General features: G+C 73.5%; 22 protein-coding genes. 15 read left to right on the top strand and 7 right to left on the bottom strand.

The window, feature by feature from the left end; genetic code table 11:
• Positions 1-6 precede the first annotated feature (6 nt).
• The 3 genes from ACWEVP_RS16775 to ACWEVP_RS16765 are packed head-to-tail and all read right to left on the bottom strand — an operon-like array spanning position 7 to position 1,663.
• Positions 7-858 (bottom strand): PPK2 family polyphosphate kinase, encoded by an 852-nt coding sequence (locus ACWEVP_RS16775; RefSeq protein WP_452063434.1) that lies wholly within the window; start codon positions 856-858, stop codon positions 7-9.
• A 17-nt stretch (positions 859-875) separates the two neighbouring features.
• Positions 876-1,346, bottom strand: a complete 471-nt coding sequence (locus ACWEVP_RS16770; RefSeq protein WP_452063433.1) for an SRPBCC family protein — start codon at positions 1,344-1,346, stop codon at positions 876-878.
• Positions 1,343-1,663: an ArsR/SmtB family transcription factor gene (locus ACWEVP_RS16765; protein WP_452063432.1), complete on the bottom strand. Its 321-nt coding sequence runs from the start codon at positions 1,661-1,663 to the stop codon at positions 1,343-1,345. Before ACWEVP_RS16765 ends, ACWEVP_RS16770 begins: the two co-directional genes overlap by 4 nt.
• Positions 1,664-1,807: 144 nt before the next feature.
• On the opposite strand from ACWEVP_RS16765, the gene rocD reads away from it, so the two are divergent.
• Together rocD and ACWEVP_RS16755 are read left to right on the top strand one after the other, a co-directional pair.
• A complete protein-coding gene (rocD, locus tag ACWEVP_RS16760; protein WP_452063431.1) occupies positions 1,808-3,040 on the top strand; it encodes an ornithine--oxo-acid transaminase in 1,233 nt (410 codons plus the stop codon).
• A 92-nt stretch (positions 3,041-3,132) separates the two neighbouring features.
• Positions 3,133-4,482, top strand: coding sequence for a DUF2252 domain-containing protein (locus ACWEVP_RS16755; RefSeq protein WP_452063430.1), 1,350 nt, complete (start codon positions 3,133-3,135; stop codon positions 4,480-4,482).
• Here ACWEVP_RS16755 and ACWEVP_RS16750 read toward each other — a convergent pair.
• Entirely contained in the window at positions 4,469-5,347 is an 879-nt protein-coding gene (locus tag ACWEVP_RS16750) for an FAD-dependent oxidoreductase (RefSeq protein ID WP_452063429.1), read from the bottom strand. The two genes, ACWEVP_RS16755 and ACWEVP_RS16750, sit on opposite strands and share 14 nt — an antisense overlap.
• Positions 5,348-5,422: 75 nt before the next feature.
• Here ACWEVP_RS16750 and ACWEVP_RS16745 point away from each other — a divergent pair, with 75 nt between their 5' ends.
• A complete protein-coding gene (locus ACWEVP_RS16745; protein WP_452063643.1) occupies positions 5,423-5,980 on the top strand; it encodes a phosphatase PAP2 family protein in 558 nt (185 codons plus the stop codon).
• On the opposite strand, the gene zapE is transcribed toward ACWEVP_RS16745, so the two are convergent.
• On the bottom strand, positions 5,934-6,953 hold the full coding sequence (zapE, locus tag ACWEVP_RS16740) for a cell division protein ZapE (protein ID WP_452063428.1): 1,020 nt from the start codon (positions 6,951-6,953) through the stop codon (positions 5,934-5,936). The genes ACWEVP_RS16745 and zapE overlap by 47 nt on opposite strands.
• Positions 6,954-7,043: 90 nt before the next feature.
• On the opposite strand from zapE, the gene ACWEVP_RS16735 reads away from it, so the two are divergent.
• From ACWEVP_RS16735 to ACWEVP_RS16685, 11 genes are all read left to right on the top strand, one after another.
• Positions 7,044-7,781 carry a pyrimidine reductase family protein gene (locus ACWEVP_RS16735; protein ID WP_452063427.1) on the top strand — a complete coding sequence of 246 codons (738 nt, stop codon included), beginning with the start codon at positions 7,044-7,046 and terminating at the stop codon, positions 7,779-7,781.
• Complete coding sequence (locus ACWEVP_RS16730) at positions 7,778-8,332, top strand: RNA polymerase sigma factor (RefSeq protein ID WP_452063426.1); 555 nt, start codon at positions 7,778-7,780, stop codon at positions 8,330-8,332. Before ACWEVP_RS16735 ends, ACWEVP_RS16730 begins: the two co-directional genes overlap by 4 nt.
• Positions 8,332-8,745 (top strand): Asp23/Gls24 family envelope stress response protein, encoded by a 414-nt coding sequence (locus ACWEVP_RS16725; RefSeq protein WP_452063425.1) that lies wholly within the window; start codon positions 8,332-8,334, stop codon positions 8,743-8,745. Before ACWEVP_RS16730 ends, ACWEVP_RS16725 begins: the two co-directional genes overlap by 1 nt.
• A gap of 89 nt (positions 8,746-8,834) precedes the next feature.
• Positions 8,835-9,272 (top strand): Asp23/Gls24 family envelope stress response protein, encoded by a 438-nt coding sequence (locus tag ACWEVP_RS16720; protein ID WP_452063424.1) that lies wholly within the window; start codon positions 8,835-8,837, stop codon positions 9,270-9,272.
• The gene (locus ACWEVP_RS16715; protein WP_452063423.1) at positions 9,269-9,499 is read left to right on the top strand and encodes a hypothetical protein; all 231 of its coding nucleotides are present in this window, start codon (positions 9,269-9,271) and stop codon (positions 9,497-9,499) included. The genes ACWEVP_RS16720 and ACWEVP_RS16715 overlap by 4 nt, the downstream gene beginning before the upstream one ends.
• 37 nt (positions 9,500-9,536) lie before the next feature.
• Positions 9,537-9,713: a hypothetical protein gene (locus tag ACWEVP_RS16710; RefSeq protein WP_086674141.1), complete on the top strand. Its 177-nt coding sequence runs from the start codon at positions 9,537-9,539 to the stop codon at positions 9,711-9,713.
• Positions 9,710-10,060 (top strand): Asp23/Gls24 family envelope stress response protein, encoded by a 351-nt coding sequence (locus tag ACWEVP_RS16705; RefSeq protein WP_452063422.1) that lies wholly within the window; start codon positions 9,710-9,712, stop codon positions 10,058-10,060. Before ACWEVP_RS16710 ends, ACWEVP_RS16705 begins: the two co-directional genes overlap by 4 nt.
• A 2-nt stretch (positions 10,061-10,062) precedes the next feature.
• Entirely contained in the window at positions 10,063-10,599 is a 537-nt protein-coding gene (locus ACWEVP_RS16700) for a DUF6286 domain-containing protein (protein WP_452063421.1), read from the top strand.
• Complete coding sequence (locus ACWEVP_RS16695) at positions 10,596-11,195, top strand: alkaline shock response membrane anchor protein AmaP (protein WP_452063420.1); 600 nt, start codon at positions 10,596-10,598, stop codon at positions 11,193-11,195. The genes ACWEVP_RS16700 and ACWEVP_RS16695 overlap by 4 nt, the downstream gene beginning before the upstream one ends.
• A 26-nt stretch (positions 11,196-11,221) precedes the next feature.
• Positions 11,222-12,301 (top strand): ATP-dependent DNA ligase, encoded by a 1,080-nt coding sequence (locus ACWEVP_RS16690; RefSeq protein WP_452063419.1) that lies wholly within the window; start codon positions 11,222-11,224, stop codon positions 12,299-12,301.
• Between the two features lie 70 nt (positions 12,302-12,371).
• Positions 12,372-13,922, top strand: coding sequence for an alpha/beta hydrolase (locus ACWEVP_RS16685; protein ID WP_452063642.1), 1,551 nt, complete (start codon positions 12,372-12,374; stop codon positions 13,920-13,922).
• An 80-nt stretch (positions 13,923-14,002) separates the two neighbouring features.
• Here the strand turns inward: ACWEVP_RS16685 and ACWEVP_RS16680 are convergent, their stop codons facing one another.
• Complete coding sequence (locus tag ACWEVP_RS16680; RefSeq protein WP_372668071.1) at positions 14,003-14,245, bottom strand: DUF2630 family protein; 243 nt, start codon at positions 14,243-14,245, stop codon at positions 14,003-14,005.
• An 84-nt stretch (positions 14,246-14,329) separates the two neighbouring features.
• Between ACWEVP_RS16680 and trxA the strand changes: the two genes are divergently transcribed.
• Positions 14,330-14,701, top strand: coding sequence for a thioredoxin (gene trxA / locus ACWEVP_RS16675; RefSeq protein WP_364446342.1), 372 nt, complete (start codon positions 14,330-14,332; stop codon positions 14,699-14,701).
• 50 nt (positions 14,702-14,751) lie between these two features.
• On the opposite strand, the gene ACWEVP_RS16670 is transcribed toward trxA, so the two are convergent.
• Complete coding sequence (locus tag ACWEVP_RS16670) at positions 14,752-15,681, bottom strand: proline dehydrogenase family protein (RefSeq protein WP_452063418.1); 930 nt, start codon at positions 15,679-15,681, stop codon at positions 14,752-14,754.
• Positions 15,682-15,684: the final 3 nt, after the last annotated feature.

The raw sequence follows: 15,684 nt of genomic DNA, 5'->3' as shown, positions 1-15,684 counted from the left end.
AGACGGTCACGCGGATACGCCAACGCCCTTCAGCTTCGCCAGCTCCGCGTCGACGTCGTAGTCCGGTTCCGGGAACCGCGGCTCCAGGTCCGCGAGGGTCTCGATCAGCAGCTCGGCGACGGCCCAGTTGCGGTACCACTTGTGGTCGGCGGGCACCGCGTACCAGGGCGCGTGCGCGGTCGAGGTCTTCTTGAAGATGTCGGCGTAGGCCTCCTGGTAGGCGGCCCAGTGCGCGCGGGCGTCGAGGTCGGCCGGGTTGAACTTCCAGCGCTTCTCGGGGGTGACGAGCCGGGCCTTGAGCCGCTTGAGCTGCTCCTCCGGCGAGATGTGCAGGAACACCTTGACGACGGTGGTGCCCGCCTCGGCCAGCTCCTCCTCGAAGGCGTTGATCTCGCTGTAGCGGCGGCGCCGCTCGGCCGGGGTCAGCAGCTTGCTCACGCGCGGGACCAGGATGTCCTCGTAGTGCGACCGGTCGAAGACGCCGATCTGCCCGGGCACGGGCAGCTGCTTGCGGATCCGCCACAGGTAGTGGTGGCGCCGTTCGGCGGCGGTCGGCTTCTTGAACGCCGCGTACCGCACGCCCATCGGGTTGACCAGGCCGAGCACGTGCGAGACCGTGCCGCCCTTGCCGGAGGTGTCCATGCCCTGCAGCACGAGCAGGACGCTGCGGCCACCGCCGCCGACGCCCTCGGCGTAGAGCGACTCCTGCAGCGCCGACAGCCGCTCGCCGGCGCCCTCGAGCTTGGCCAGCGCCTTGGGCTTCTTGCCGGGGCCGACCGGGGCCGAACCCGGGTCCGGCAGCTGCGCGCCGGCGCGCAGCGCGTCCCGGACCCGGCTTCCTGCGTCCTTCTTCGCCATCCCGCGAAGCTACCCGCTCAGGCGGCGGCTTTCTCGGCGAACAACTTCAGCAGCGCGCCGTGGCCGCCCTCACCGGAGACGCCTTCGCGGACCTTCGGACCCGTCTCGCCGTGCCGTTCGAAGCCCCGGTGCTCCAGCTCGACGCGGGTCGAACGCGGTCCTTCCTCGACGAATCTGACCTCGATCTCGCTGGCGTACGCCGGGTCGGCGTTGATCTTCCAGTCGCCGTCGATCCGCCACGACAGGACCACCCGGGCGGGCGGTTCCCAGACGAGCACCTCGCCCCACTGGCACTCGGCGCCGTCCACGGTCTTCTCGTACCAGCGGCCGCCCGGCTTCGGCTCCAGGACGGCTTCGGCGAGCTCGGCCGCCCCGATGTGGTGCTGCCGCGGCCACCAGCTGTCGAAGGCCTCGGTGTAGGTCTTGAACGCGTGCTCGCGCGAGCAGGCGACGGTGATCGTCTTGCGGATCGGGTCCAGGGTCGTCATGACTGCTCCTCTTCGGTGGATTCCGCCAGTTCGGCGAAGGCCTTCAGCGCGTCCGACCACATCCCGTCGAGGTAGGCGCGCAGGGCGGCGATCCCGGCCGGTTCCAGCCGGTAGAGCCGCTTGGTGCCGACGGCCCGGTCGCTGACCAGGCCGGCCGCCTTGAGCACCTTCAGGTGCTGGGAGACGGCCGGGCGGCTGATCGGGAGGTCCGCGGCCAGCTCGCCGACCGCGCGCGGCCCGTCGCGCAGCGCCTCGAAGATCGCGCGGCGCGACGGGTCGGCGAGGGCGGCCAGCTGGTCGCTTCCGTAAGTCGCCACGAACGGTAAGTTACGGCTTACCAATGCCCGCGTCAATCGCCGCGCACTGTTTCGGGGGTGTTGCGGGCGGATTGCGCAACGAACAACGGGTGAAAGCAACGATTCCCGGCTGAACTCTGCGTCTTCTGCCTTTAACCTGAACGCATGACGACGTTCGCCGGCCGGGAGACCGCCGCCCCCACCGCCGCGAGCTTCATCGAGCTCGACGAGCGGTGGAGCACGCACAACTACCACCCCCTGCCCGTCGTGATCGCCGAAGCCTCCGGCGCTTCGGTGACCGACGTCGAAGGCCGTTCCTACCTGGACTTCCTGTCCGGCTACTCGGCCCTGAACTTCGGCCACCGCCACCCGGACCTGATCGCCGCCGCCGTGGACCAGCTCGGCCGCGTCACGCTGACGTCGCGGGCGTTCCACCACGACCAGCTGGGCCTGTTCTGCCAGGAGCTGGCCGAGCTGACCGGCACCGAGCTGGTGCTGCCGATGAACTCCGGCGCCGAGGCCGTCGAGTCCGCGGTCAAGATCGCCCGCAAGTGGGCGCACCGGGTCAAGGGCGTGCCGGACGGCACCGCCGAGATCATCGTCGCCGGGTCCAACTTCCACGGCCGGACGACCACGATCGTGTCGTTCTCCACCGACGAGACCGCCCGCGCCGACTTCGGCCCGTTCACCCCGGGCTTCGTCACGGTCAAGTACGGCGACGCGGCCGCGCTGCGCGACGCGATCACCCCGCGCACCGCCGCGGTGCTGCTGGAGCCGGTGCAGGGCGAGGCCGGCGTCATCGTCCCGCCGGAGGGCTACTTCGCCGACGTCCGCGCGGCGTGCGACGAGCACGGCGTGCTGCTGATCGCCGACGAGATCCAGTCCGGCCTGGCCCGCACCGGCACGGTGCTCGCGCTGGACCACGAAGGCGTCCGCGCCGACGTCTACACCCTCGGCAAGGCCCTCGGCGGCGGCATCATGCCGGTGTCCGCGGTGGTCGGCCGCCGCGACGTCCTGGGCGTGCTGAAGCCCGGCGAGCACGGCTCGACGTTCGGCGGCAACCCGCTGGCCTGCGCGATCGGCCGCGCGGTGGTCAAGCTGCTGGCCACGGGCGAGTTCCAGCGGCGCTCGACGGAGCTGGGCGCGCACCTGCACGGCAGGCTGACCTCGCTGATCGGCACCGGGCTCTCCGAGGTCCGCGGCCGCGGCCTGTGGGCGGGCATCGACATCGCCCCGGGCGGGCCTTCGGGCCGCGAGGCGTCGGAGGCGCTGGCCGCGCGCGGCGTGCTGTGCAAGGAGACGCACGAGCGCACGCTGCGCGTCGCGCCGCCGCTGGTGATCACGCGCGAGGAGCTGGACCGCGGCATCGACGCGATCGCCGAGGTCATCCGCCCCTGAAACGGCCGGATGCCGCCGGGTGAGCCTCCCGCCCCGGCGGCATCCGGAGCACAACCCGGGAGCAGAACGTCCCCTTCGGACGTTGTGCCGGTATGGGATTCGGGGAGCGCCCGCTGGTGGGCACGAACAGCGTCACACCGAGCGAGCTGTACGAGCGGGGGAAGCGGCTGCGGGAGAAGACACCCGCCGCCACGCACGACCACGAGGCCGCGGGTGCCGGCCGGCCGAGCGCGCAGCAGTACTTCGAGGCGAGCAACGCCGGACGCCTGCCGGAGCTGGTCGAACTCCGCCGGGAACGCATGCTGGCGTCCCCGTTCACCTTCTTCCGCGGCGCCGCCGGGCTGATGGGCGCCGATCTCGCCGGCACGCCCGACTCCGGGCTGACCGCCCAGCTCTGCGGCGACGCCCACGCGGCCAACTTCGGGCTCTACGGCACGCCCGAAGGCAAGATCGTGATGGACATCAACGACTTCGACGAGACCGTCCCCGGCCCGTGGGAGTGGGACCTCAAGCGGCTCGCCGCCAGCCTCGTGCTCGCCGGGCGCGAGGGCGGCATCGGCGAGCCCGGCTGCCGCGAGGCCGCCGAAGACGCCGTGAAGTCCTACCGCCGCACCATCCGCGCGCTGGCCGACCTGCCGTTCCTGCGCAGCTGGAACGCCCTGCCGGACTCGTCGGTGCTGTCCAAGGCCCGCGCCGGCGAGCTGATCGACGACTTCGCCGACGCCGCCGAGAAGGCCCGCAAGAACGACAGCGCGAAGGTCGCCGCGAAGTGGACCGAACGCGTCGACGACCACGAGACCGGCCTGGCGCGCCACCGGTTCGTCGAAGACCCGCCGGTCCTCACGCACGTCGACGCCAAGACCGCCGAAGCCGTCGCGGCCGGCTTGGTGTCCTATGTGGACACCCTGCGCGAGTCGCGGCGGACGCTGATCGAGCGGTACCGGATCGCCGACGTCGCCTTCCGCGTGGTCGGCACCGGCAGCGTGGGCTTGCGCAGCTACGTCGCCCTGCTGCACGGCAACGACGACGAAGACCTGGTGCTGCAGGTGAAACAGGCGGCGAAGCCCGCGCTGGCGCCGTACCTCGGCCTCCCCGGCGCCCGCCACGAAGGACGCCGGATCGTCGACGGCGCCCGGCTGGTGCAGGCCGAGACCGACATCCTGCTGGGCTGGACGACGATCGACGGCGTCCCGTACATCGTCCGCCAGTTCCGGAACCTCAAGGGCGACATCGACCCGGCGGAGCTGGAGAAGGACCACCTCGACGACTACGGCAGGCTGGCCGGCGCCCTGCTGGCCCGCGCGCACACGCGGTCGCTGCACCCGAAACTGCTGGCGGGCTACTTCGCCGACGACTCCGAACTGGACGAAGCGATGGGCGCGTACGCCGTCCGGTACGCCGACCTCACGGAGGCCGACCACGCCGCTTTCAGCTCGCGCTGAACAACTCGGCGACGTCGGCCGCGCAGCCCCAGGCCAAGGTGATCCCCGAGCCGCCGTGGCCGTAGCAGTGGACGACGTCGCCGTCCCGTTCCAGCCGGACCACCGGCCGGAACGGCCGCAGTCCCACCGCGGACCGCAGCACCTCCGCCCCCGCCAGCGCGGGCACCAGCTCGCGGCACCGCCGCACGATGTCCGCCGTCACGCCCGGGTTCGGGACCGTGTCGCCGCGGCCCGGCTCCTCCGTTCCGCCGCACACCACGTGCGAACCGTGCGGGATGGCGTAGGTGACGCCCGGCCCGGTCTCGTCGACCACGAACTCCGTCAACCCCGGGTCGGCCAGGTGGACGACCTGCCCGCCGATCGGGACCATCGAGCCGTCGCCCGCGAGCGGGCCCGCGCCGAGGCCCGCCGCGTTGACCACCGGGCCCAGGCCCGAAAGCGAAGCCAGCGACCGGTGTTCGACCCGCACGCCGAGCGAGACCACCTGGGCCAGCAGCCACTCCAGGTAGACCGGCGTGTCGACCAGTGCCGTCGTGAACACCAGCCGGTCGCCGTCGCGGACCGGGTCGACCATCGCCCGCAGCCACTGCGGCTCCGGCTCCCCCGACGCCAGCAGGACCCGGCCGCGGCGGAACCGCACCCCCGGCGCCTGCTGTTCCCGCAGCACGGAGAGGGTCTCCGCCGTCCAGCGCGCGATCCGCTTGTCCGGACGGCGCACCGGCGGGTACAGCACCCCGCCCGCCACCGCCGACGTCGACTCCCCCGGGCCGCCCGCCGCGACGACCGTCACGTCGTGCCCCGCACCGGCCAGCCGGTGAGCGCAGCTCAAGCCGATGATCCCGGCCCCCGCCACCGTGATGTGCATCCACTCCTCCTCTCCCCGCATCGTGGCAGACAGCCGTCCCACGCCGCCGCGGCTACCCTCGCGCGGGTGAGGACGATGTGGGTGCCGGCCGCGGTCTGCGGGCTGCTCGCGCTGCTGCTGGGCCTGCCGTTCGCGGGCGGCACGACCCCGGGCGCGGCCGACGCGGTGTTCGCCGGGTGGACGGCGCACCTGAGCCCCGGCGTGCTGCGCGCGCTGGTCTTCCCGACCGAGCCGTACGTCGTGTTCGCGCTGGGCCTCGCGGCCGTGGCCCTGTGCCTGCGCGCGGGCCGGAAGCTCGAGGCCGGGCTCGCGCTCGCCGCGCCGCTGCTGGCGATCCTGCTGACCGCCGTCCTGCTCAAGCCGCTGTACGACCGGTGGAAGAACGCCACCCTCGTCTACCCGAGCGGCCACACCGTGAGCCTGGTCGCGGTGCTGACCGTGCTCGTGCTCGTCACGCGCAAAGTGTTCGTGGTGGTGCTGAGCGCGCTGGCGCTGCTCGCCGCCACGGCCGGGCTGGTCGGCCTCGGCTATCACTACCTGACCGACGTCGCCGGCGGGACGCTGTTCGCCGTCGCCGTCGTGCTGCTCACGTGGCCGGTGCCGCGTCCCGCGCGAGCGCCGTCAGCCGGCTGACCGCGCGCAGGTACTTCTTGCGGTAGCCGCCGTTCACCATCTCCTCGGTGAACAGTGACGGCAGCGGCTCGCCGGAGACGACCACCGGGACGGCCCGGTCGTAGAGCCGGTCGGCGAACGCGACCAGCCGCAGCGCCACGTTCTGGTCCGGTGCCGGGTGGATGCCCCGCAGGTGCACCCGGGTGACGCCGTCGAGCAACCGCCCGTAGCGGGAGGGGTGCAGCGAAGCCAGGTGCTCGACCAGCGCGTCGAAGTCGTCCACAGTGGACCCCTCGTGCGCCGCGGCGGACTCCTCGAGCACCTCCGGCGAAACCGGCGGCGGCGCGTCCGGCAGCCCGCGGTGGCGGTAGTCCGGGCCGTCCACGCGCACGACGCCGAACCGGGCCGAGAGCGTCTGGATCTCGCGCAGGAAGTCCTCGGCGGCGAACCGGCCCTCGCCGAGCTTCTCGGGCAAGGTGTTCGACGTCGCCGCGACGTACACGCCCGCGTCCATCAGCTCCTGCAGCAGCCGCGTGACCAGCGTGGTGTCGCCCGGGTCGTCGAGCTCGAACTCGTCGATGGCCAGGATCCGGTGCTCCGACAGGCGCCGCACGGCCTCGGCGAAGCCCAGCGCGCCGACCAGGTGGGTCAGCTCGACGAACGTCCCGTACGCCTTGGGCGAGGGCGCCGCGTGCCACGTCGAGGCGAGCAGGTGGGTCTTGCCGACGCCGAACCCGCCGTCGAGGTAGAGCCCCATCGGGCCGGCCGGCTCCGCGGACCCGCCGAAGAGCTTGAAGCGCTTCTTCTCCTTGCGCGGCCCGACCTTCGCGGCGAACGCCGAGCACGCCTCCACCGCGGCGGCCTGGCTCGGCTCGTCCGGGTTCGGGAGGTAGGTGTCGAACCGGACGGCGTCGAAGCGCGGCGGCGGCACCAGCGCACCGATCAGCTCGTCGGAGGACAGCTCGGGACGGCGGTCGGTGAGGTGCGCGGGCATGGTCGCAGAGCCTAACGGCGCCGCTGACCCCACCGGGTGGCGATGTCCCCCGGTCGAGACGCACTTCACGCCCGTGCTGGGATTGTCGGCGTGCGGAGCGTGTGGCCCTCTTCGACGGGCGAACTGACCGGGATCGACCTCGAAGCAATCTACGCCTACCCGGCGGATCTCGACCGCCCCTGGGTGCAGGTCAACTTCGTCGCGTCCGCCGACGGCGCCGTCGAGGTCGACACCACCTCCGCGGGCCTGTCGCACGCCGCCGACCGCAAGGTCTTCCTGCTCGGGCGCGATCTCGCCGACGTGATCCTGGTCGGCGCCGGCACCGCCCGCGCCGAGGACTACCGCGGGGTCGTCGCGGGCCCGAAGCGTCTCGACCGCCGTCGACGGCTCGGTTTCGAGACCGTCCCGCCGATCGCCGTCGTGACGCGCACCGCGGACCTCGACCCCACCTCGCGGCTGTTCACCGAGACCGTCGTGCCCCCGATCGTGGTGACCACGGAGACCGCCGAAACCGGACCGCTCGAAGCGGCCGGGGCGGAGATCCTGCGCGCCGGGGACACCGAAGTCGACGTCCGGCGCGCCCTGGACCTGCTCGCCGCGCGCGGGTTGCGCCGCGTCGCGTGCGAGGGCGGGCCGCGGCTGTTCGCGCAGCTGGTCGAAGCCGATCTGGTCGACCAGCTGTGCCTCACGGTCGCACCAATGCTCGTGGCCGGGCCCGCCTCGAGGATCGCCGCGGGGCCGGTCGCCGTCCCGCGCCGGCTCGCGCTGGCGTCCGTCCTGGTCGAGGACGGCTTCACGCTGCTGCGCTACCGCCGGGACGCCGGGTGACCGACGACGCCGACCTGGTCGCCAAGGCCGCGGCCGGCGACGACGCCGCGTTCGGCGTGCTCGTGCGGCGGCACACGCCCCGGATGTACCGCGTCGCGCTGCGGATCACCGGCAGCGCGGCCGAAGCCGAGGACGTCGTGCAGGACTCGTGGCTCGCCGCGTGGCGTGCCTTCCCCGGTTTCCGGAACGAGTCCGCGGTCTCGACGTGGCTCTACCGCGTGGTCACCAACAGCGCGCTCGCGCTGCTGCGCCGCCGCCGTCCCACGGTCTCCCTCGACGAGCCCGCCGACCGGTCCACTGTGGACACGGCGCTGCTCGCCGCCGCGGTTCCCGGCCCCGAGGGCCGGGTCGTGCGGGCCGAGGAGGTCGACGCGGTGCTGCGGGCGATCGGCAGGCTGGAGGTCTCCCAGCGGGTGCCGCTGGTGCTGCGCGAACTGGAGGGGCTGAGCTACGACGAGGTCGCCGAAGTGCTCGACGTGAACGTCGGCGCCTTGCGTTCCCGGCTGCACCGGGCCAGGGTGGCGCTGCTCGCCGAGTTGAGGGAGCGGTGATGGCCGAGCAGTCCGACCCCGAGCGGGACCCCCGCTGGGACGCCGTGCGCGCGGCGGCCCGGCGCCGGGTGCCGACCCCGCCCGGGCTGGTCGAACGCGTGCTGCGGGCCGTCGCGCGCGGGCGCCGCACGGCCGTCGAGGTGCCCGGCGACGACGGCGATCTCCGGGTGGCGGAGGCCGTCGTCACCCGGCTGGCCACGGCGATTGCGGCCGAACGGGCGCCGGCCGGGGTGCGGGTGTCGGCCGTCGCGGTCGAGGACGACGCCGTGCAGGTGCTCGTGTCGGTCCGGTTCGGCGTCGCCGCCGACGAGGCCGCCGAAGCGCTGCGGCGGGAGGTCACCGCGGAGCTGGCGCGCCAGCTCGGGACCGAGGCGGCGGTGAACGTGCACGTCGTGGACGTCCACCAGGACTGACGTTCCCCCGATCGGGTGAGTCTGCGTGAGGTTTGCGCGCCCGCGGGCATCGTACGGGCGAGAGACCGCCGCGAGAGGAGCCCGCACGCATGCACCCGGAACGGACCGAAAGCCCCGGCACGGTGACCCCGCTCAACGAGGAGGGCGCCGCCGGCCGCACCACGATCTCGTCACTGGTCGTGCAGAAGGTCGCCGGCCTGGCCACCCGCGAAGTCGCCGGGGTGCACGCCCTGGGCGGCGGCGGGGTGTCGCGCGCGATCGGCGCGCTGCGCGAACGCATCCCCGGCTCCGGCACGGTGAGCACCACCGGCGTGGCGGTGGAGGTCGGCGAGAAGCAGACGGCGATCGACCTCGACGTGATCGTCGAGTACGGCGCGCGCATCGTCGACGTCGCCCGCGCGGTGCGGCGCAACGTGATCACCGCGGTCGAGCAGATCACCGGCCTCGAGGTGATCGAGGTGAACATCGCGGTCAACGACATCCACCTGCCCGGCGAGGAAGAACCCGAATCGACGCGGGTGGAATGACCGGGCGCGACCGAGACGGCCGCGCGGCCTTCCGGGAGTTCGTGCGCACCCACCACCCCGACGTCGGCGGCGATCCGGTGGTGTTCGCCGAAGGGCTGGCCCGGTTCCGCGCCGGGGAGTCCGAAGTGGACTCCCGCTACGACGCGCCGGTGCGCTTCACCGCCCGCCGGCGCGGGATCGCCGCGCTGCTCGCCCGCTTCCGCCGCCGGCCACCCCGGGTGCGGTGACCCCCTTTCCGCACGAAGGACCGTCCAAGGAGGACATGTGAACGCAACGCAGACCGGGCTACTGGCCGGGCTGATCCTCGGCCTCGCCGCGTCCCAGGGGTTCACCGCGTTCCTGGTGACCCTGGCCGTCGGGATCATCGGCCTGGTCGCCGGCCGGGTCCTCGACGGCGAGCTCGACCTCGGCGAGCTCTTCGGCAAGGGCCGCGACAAGTGAGCCGCGTGCTGGACGTGCCGCGCGAGCTCGCCGAACCGGCCGAGCGCGGCACGCTCACCGTCGGGCACGCCGTGGTGCGCAAGGTCGCCCAGCACGCCGCCGACCAGGTGCCGGGCACCACGAGCGACGGCAAGAAGGGCGCCAAGGCGAAGGTCGGCGGCCTCGACAACGACGTCGACCTCGCGCTGGACCTGGCCCTGCAGTACCCGGTGCCGGTGCGGACCGTCGTCGGCGCGGTCCGCGAGAAGGTGACCGAAGAGGTCGAGCTGCTCACCGGCTACCACGTCCGCACGCTGGCCGTGACGGTGTCCGCGCTGCGGCCCGCGGTGACGCCGAGGGTGCGGTAGCCGTGCGCGTGGTCGTCCGCCTCCTCTCGACGCTGCTCGGGCTGGCCTTCGCCGCCGCCGGGGCGCTGCTCGCCCTGGAAGTCGCCTGGCACTGGTGGCGCCCCGCTTCGGCCCCGCTGCTGGTGCCGTGGCCGCGGTGGCGGGCCGAACTCGCTTCGCTGGGCTGGGACGCCTACGCGGTGCGCGTCGGCGCCGGCGTGCTCGCCGCGGCGGGACTCGTCCTGCTGCTGTGCGCGCTGACCGCCGGCAACCGCGCGGTCCGGCTCACCGACCCGGCCGACGAGGTGAGCGTCTCGACGTCGCCGCGGTCGCTGGCCCGGCTGGTGGGGCTCACCGTGCGCGCGCAGGACAACGTCGCCGGCGCGACGGTCACCGCGAGCGCCCGCCGCGTCCGCGTCCGGGCGAAGAGCACGCTCGAAGCCGAGGGCGAGCTCCGGCCGCGGCTGCTCGAAACGGTGTCGGCCCTCCTCGACGACGTCCCGCTCGCGCGGCGACCGAAGGTGTCGGTCGTCGTCGACTCACCCAAGGACCGCCGATGAGCAAATCCGTCGCCGCGAAGGCGCTTTCCCGGTCGTACGCGGGCGAACGCACGGGGGTGTTCCTGATCGGGCTGCTGGCGCTGCTCGGCGGGGCACTGGCCCTGGTGGTCGGCTTCGGCGTGCTCGGTGAGTTCCGCGGGCGCCGTCCGCTGCTCGACCCGCTGGCGCTCGACTGGCTCGGCGGCCACGCCACACCGGCCCGGATCGCCGCCATCGTGCTCGGGCTCCTGCTGGTCGTGCTCGGCCTGCGCGGCACCCTGCGGTCGCTGCGCCCGGAGCCGCGGCCCGACCTGGACCTCGACCGCACCGAAGGCGCCGAACTGGTCGTCACCGCCGGCGCGATCTCCGGCGCGGTCCAGGCCGACGCGGAACAGCTCGACGGCGTGAGCCGCGCCCGGGTCCGCGCCGTCGGCTCCCGGACGTCTCCCGCGTTGCGCGTCACGCTGTGGCTGCACGAGGGCACCGACCTCAAGAGCGTCTGGGACGAGCTGGACACCCGCGTGCTGACCAGGGCCCGCGAGTCACTCGGCCTCGACGTGCTGCCCACGGCCGTCCGCCTGGAGCTCGACACGAGCGCGGCGAAACGCGTGCGCTGAACGGCGTCTTTCCGCAGAATGCCCGCATGCCCCTACCGCTGCAGCCGCCGCTGAAGCCGATGCTCGCCAAGCCCGCGAAGGCCATCCCGGACTCCGGGGGCCTGCTGTTCGAGCCCAAGTGGGACGGCTTCCGCTGCATCGTCTTCAAGGACGGCGACGAGCTGTACCTGCAGTCCCGCGCGGAAAAGCCGTTGAACCGGTACTTCCCGGAAGCGGTCGCGCGGCTGCTGGAGACGCTGCCGCCGCGGGTGGTGCTGGACGGCGAGCTCGTCGTCGCCCGCGGCGGGCGGCTGGACTTCGACGCCCTCACCGAACGCATCCACCCCGCCGAAAGCCGCATCACGCTCCTCGCGGCCGAGCAGCCCGCCGAGTTCGTCGCCTTCGACGTCCTCGCGCTCGACGACGAATCCCTGCTCGACGAGCCGACGTCGACGCGCCGCGAACGGCTCGTCGAGCTGGCCGGCGACCGCTTCCCGCTGACCCCGGCGACCACCGACCCGGACACCGCGCGGCACTGGTTCGAGCTCTTCGAGGGCGCGGGCCTCGACGGCGTCATCGGCAAGCCCCTGGACGAGCCGTACACCCCCGGCAAGCGCGTGATGGTCAAGTACAAGCACCTGCGCACCGCGGACTGCGTCCTCGCCGGGCTGCGCTGGCACGTCGACGGCGGCCCCGGCGAACTCGTCGGCTCGTTCCTGCTGGGCCTGCACGACGACAAGGGCGTGCTGCACCACGTCGGCACGGTCGGGTCGTTCCCGAAGGACCGCCGCCGCGAGCTCGCCGAGGAGCTGGCGCCGCTGATCACCGACGGCGAGGACCACCCGTGGGGCGGCCGGGCGACCGGCGAGGCCCAGCGGATCCCCGGCGGGGTCACACGCTGGCGCGCCACCGAACACGAATGGGTGCCGCTGCGGCCCGAGCGCGTCGTCGAAGTCGCCTACGAGAACACCGAAGGCGGGATGCCGTCGCGCTTCCGGCACAACGCCCGGTTCAAGCGGTGGCGGCCCGACCGCGAACCCGCGTCGTGCGACTACAGCCAGCTCGAGGAGCCCGCCCGCTACGACCTCGACGCGGTGTTCCGCGGCCAGGTGGTGCGGACCCGCTAACCCGCGTCCCACACCGGGCGTGCGAAGCTCGGCTCCTACCGTGCCCTTGATCGACGTGAGGACCCCGCCCGTGCGCCGCCGCCGTACCCGTCTCCTGGTCGCGCTGCTCGCCCTGGCCTCCGCCGCGGGCTGCGCCGCGGGGCCGTCGGTCCGCCCGGCGCTGGTCGAAAACGACGGGAAGACGACGGCCGCGTCCCCCACCGGCACGCCGTCGGTGCCGCTGCCGCCGCTGACCGAACCGCAGTCGCCGTCGCTGCGGTGGGCCGACTGCGACGACGACACCCGGCAGCGGATCGGCACCCCGCCGGTGCCGGACAGCCTGCACTTCACCTGCGCCAGGGTCACCACCCCGCTCGACGCGCCCGGCGAGGCCCGGCGGTCGGTGGTGCGGCTGCTGGCGCTGAAGGCCGGCACCGGGCCGATCCCGCTGGTCGTGGTCAACGACGTCGACGGCGACCCGGGCACGGTGTACGCCGCGCGGCTGGCCGCGACGCTGCCACCGGCGTTCCTGGCGAAGTTCTCGCTCATCGGCCTGGACCGGCGCGGCACCGGCCTCTCGGCCCCGGTCCAGTGCGTGCCGCCGGACATCCGGCACGACCTGATCGACGCCGACCCGGGCCAGGGCGACCTGCAGGACGTCCTGGACGCGGCGCGCAAGGCCGGGCAGCAGTGCGCGATCGAGCTGGACGACTCCCAGACCGCGCTGGACAGCTGGCGCGGCGCGGGCGACCTGGAGGAGCTGCGCAAGGCGCTGGGCTCGGACCGGCTCAACGCGCTCGGCCGCGGCGACGGCTCGAAGCTGCTGTCGGAGTACGCGGTGCGGTTCCCCGGTCAGGTCGGCCGGATGGTGCTCGACGGCGTCCCCGACCCGGGCCCGGACACCGCGGCGGTGCTCGACGCGGTCGCCGCCGGCGCCCAGACGACGCTGGACGCGTTCGCCGCGGACTGCGCGGCGCGCAAGTGCGCCCTCGGCGACCCGAAGGCGGCTCTGACGGCGCTCACCGGCCAGCTGCGGCAGAACATCGCGCCGCTGACCGAGGACGGCGTCGCGTTCGGGCCGGGGGTGGCGATGTACGCGGTCTACTCGGGGCTTTCGCAGCGCTCGCGCTGGCCGGAGCTGGCCGACGCGATCGCGGCGGCGCGAGGCGGGAACATCGCCCCGCTGGCGGTCTTCGCGTCGCCGGCGCTGCACGACACGCGCGCGCAGCCGTCCCGGCTCGACGCGACGATCGCGACCCGCTGCAACGACAGCCAGACGCGGCTCTCGGCCGACCAGCTCGACCAGGTCGTGGCCGGGATGCGGGGGAAGTACCCGCAGTTCGGCACGGTCGTCGCACAGCAGCTGGCGTGGTGCGGGCCGTGGCCGGTCCGCACCGAGCCGCTGCCCCCGGCGGGCGCGACGGGCGCCCCGCCGATCCTGGTGGCGGCCACCGCGGCCGACCCGGTGACCCCGCAGGTGGGCAGCACCCGGGCGGCGGACCAGATGCCGACGGCCGTGACGATCACGTGGCAGGGCGCGGGCCACGGCGCCGTGGGCACGTCGCCGTGCGTCACGGAGGCGGCCCGGGCGTTCCTGGTGGACGGCAAGGTCCCGGCCGACGGCACCCTCTGCCCCGCCTGAGAAGGACCGGTCCCCTCTCCCCCGGCGCCAGTCTCGTGAGTGGGAAACAGCGTTCCGGCCCTGTTTCCCACTCACGAGCGTCACTGGCGGTAGGACTCCACCTCGGAGACCGGGCGGGCCTGCGCGTCGTCCGGGTTCTCGTGGAACTCCGACTTCGCGCGCCGCTGGCGGAGCAGGTCCCAGCACTGGTCGAGCTGCTGCTCGACCGCGGTGAGGCGGTCCTTGTCGCCGCCGCTCAGCCCCACGCCGACCGAGCGCGACCGCAGTTCGTGCTCTTCGGCGATCAGCTCGTCGATCCGGCCCAGGATTTCGCCGTCGGCCATGTGTCCTCCTCTTCACGGGTGCTCGGGTGCAGACGCTACCCCGGACCCGGGAATTCCCGCCGCGCCCGCTTCGTTGACCAGGGCATGAGCACCGTTGAGCTGACCGCCGAGAACTTCGACCAGACGGTTAACGACCACGAGTTCGTCCTGATCGACTTCTGGGCGAGCTGGTGCGGACCGTGCCGCCAATTCGCGCCGGTCTACGAGAAGGCGTCCGAAAAGCACGACGACATCGTGTTCGCGAGCGTCGACACCGAAGCGCAGCAGCAGCTCGCCGCCGCCTTCGACGTCCGCTCCATCCCGACGCTGGCCATCATCCGCGACAAGACGCTGATCTACGCCCAGCCCGGCGCGCTGCCCGAGCCCGCCCTCGAAGAGCTCATCAAGCAGGCTCGCGAGGTCGACATGGCCGAGGTCAAGCGCAAGGCCGCCGAAGCCGAGGCCGAACAGGCCTGACCACCACCACCTGACGGAGGCCGCCCCCACGGGGGCGGCCTCCGTCAGGTTCAGGACTTCGTCGCGAGCCCGCGCAGGAAGAACGCCAGGTTGGCCGGCCGCTCGGCCAGCCGGCGCATGAAGTAGCCGTACCACTCGTCGCCGTAGGGCACGTAGACGCGCATGCGCGAGCCCGACGCCGCGATCCGCTTCTGCTCTTCCGGGCGGATGCCGTAGAGCATCTGGAACTCGTGGTCGTCGTCGGTCCGGCCGTTCTCCTCGGCCAGCGCGGCGGCGATCTCGATCATCCGCGGGTCGTGCGAGGCCACCATCGGGTACCCGGCACCGGCCATCAGGACGCGCAGGCAGCGGACGTAGGACTTGTCCACCTCGGACTTCTCCTGGAACGCGACGGACTCGGGCTCGGCGTAGGCGCCCTTGCACAGCCGCACGCGCGACCCCGGGCCCGACAGCTCCCGGCAGTCCTGCTCGGTGCGCCGCAGGTAGGCCTGCAGCACCGCGCCCACCCACGGGTACTCGCCGCGCAGCTCGCGCAGGATGCCGAGCGTCGAGTCCGTGGTGGTGTGGTCCTCCATGTCGAGCGTCACGGTGGCCCCGACCGCCTCGGCCGCCGCGCAGATCTTCCGCGCGTTCTCGAGCGCGACGTCCTCGCCGTTCGACGGCAGGAACTGCCCGACGGCCGACAGCTTCACCGAGACGTCCGCCCCCTCGGCGAGGCCTTCGGCGGCCAGCGCCGACAACACGGCTTCGTAGGCGGCCACAGTCGACGCGGCCTGCGCGGCGTCGGTGGTGTCCTCGCCCAGGTGGTCGAGGGTGATCCGCCGGCCGTCGGCGGCCAGTTCCCGGGCCACGCGGACGGCGTCGGCGGTCTCGGACCCGGCCACGAACCGGCGCACCACGGACCGCGTGGCGGGCACGGCTTCGACGAGCGCCCGGATCTTCCGGGAGCGGGCGGCGGCGAGCAACGGGGCACGCAACATGAC

The sequence above is a fragment of the Amycolatopsis sp. NPDC003865 genome, from assembly GCF_053605345.1.
The sequence above is the reverse complement of the archived record's forward strand: the minus strand, read 5'-3'. Positions and strand labels throughout refer to the sequence as shown.

Coding starts and splice junctions, on each gene's coding strand:
- ACWEVP_RS16775 (WP_452063434.1), bottom strand. CDS start 858: ATGGCGAAGAAGGACGCAGGAAGCCGGGTCCGGGACGCGCTGCGCGCC.
- ACWEVP_RS16770 (WP_452063433.1), bottom strand. CDS start 1,346: ATGACGACCCTGGACCCGATCCGCAAGACGATCACCGTCGCCTGCTCG.
- rocD (WP_452063431.1), top strand. CDS start 1,808: ATGACGACGTTCGCCGGCCGGGAGACCGCCGCCCCCACCGCCGCGAGC.
- ACWEVP_RS16755 (WP_452063430.1), top strand. CDS start 3,133: ATGGGATTCGGGGAGCGCCCGCTGGTGGGCACGAACAGCGTCACACCG.
- ACWEVP_RS16750 (WP_452063429.1), bottom strand. CDS start 5,347: ATGCACATCACGGTGGCGGGGGCCGGGATCATCGGCTTGAGCTGCGCT.
- ACWEVP_RS16745 (WP_452063643.1), top strand. CDS start 5,423: ATGTGGGTGCCGGCCGCGGTCTGCGGGCTGCTCGCGCTGCTGCTGGGC.
- zapE (WP_452063428.1), bottom strand. CDS start 6,953: ATGCCCGCGCACCTCACCGACCGCCGTCCCGAGCTGTCCTCCGACGAG.
- ACWEVP_RS16725 (WP_452063425.1), top strand. CDS start 8,332: ATGGCCGAGCAGTCCGACCCCGAGCGGGACCCCCGCTGGGACGCCGTG.
- ACWEVP_RS16720 (WP_452063424.1), top strand. CDS start 8,835: ATGCACCCGGAACGGACCGAAAGCCCCGGCACGGTGACCCCGCTCAAC.
- ACWEVP_RS16715 (WP_452063423.1), top strand. CDS start 9,269: ATGACCGGGCGCGACCGAGACGGCCGCGCGGCCTTCCGGGAGTTCGTG.
- ACWEVP_RS16695 (WP_452063420.1), top strand. CDS start 10,596: ATGAGCAAATCCGTCGCCGCGAAGGCGCTTTCCCGGTCGTACGCGGGC.
- ACWEVP_RS16690 (WP_452063419.1), top strand. CDS start 11,222: ATGCCCCTACCGCTGCAGCCGCCGCTGAAGCCGATGCTCGCCAAGCCC.
- ACWEVP_RS16680 (WP_372668071.1), bottom strand. CDS start 14,245: ATGGCCGACGGCGAAATCCTGGGCCGGATCGACGAGCTGATCGCCGAA.
- trxA (WP_364446342.1), top strand. CDS start 14,330: ATGAGCACCGTTGAGCTGACCGCCGAGAACTTCGACCAGACGGTTAAC.
- ACWEVP_RS16670 (WP_452063418.1), bottom strand. CDS start 15,681: ATGTTGCGTGCCCCGTTGCTCGCCGCCGCCCGCTCCCGGAAGATCCGG.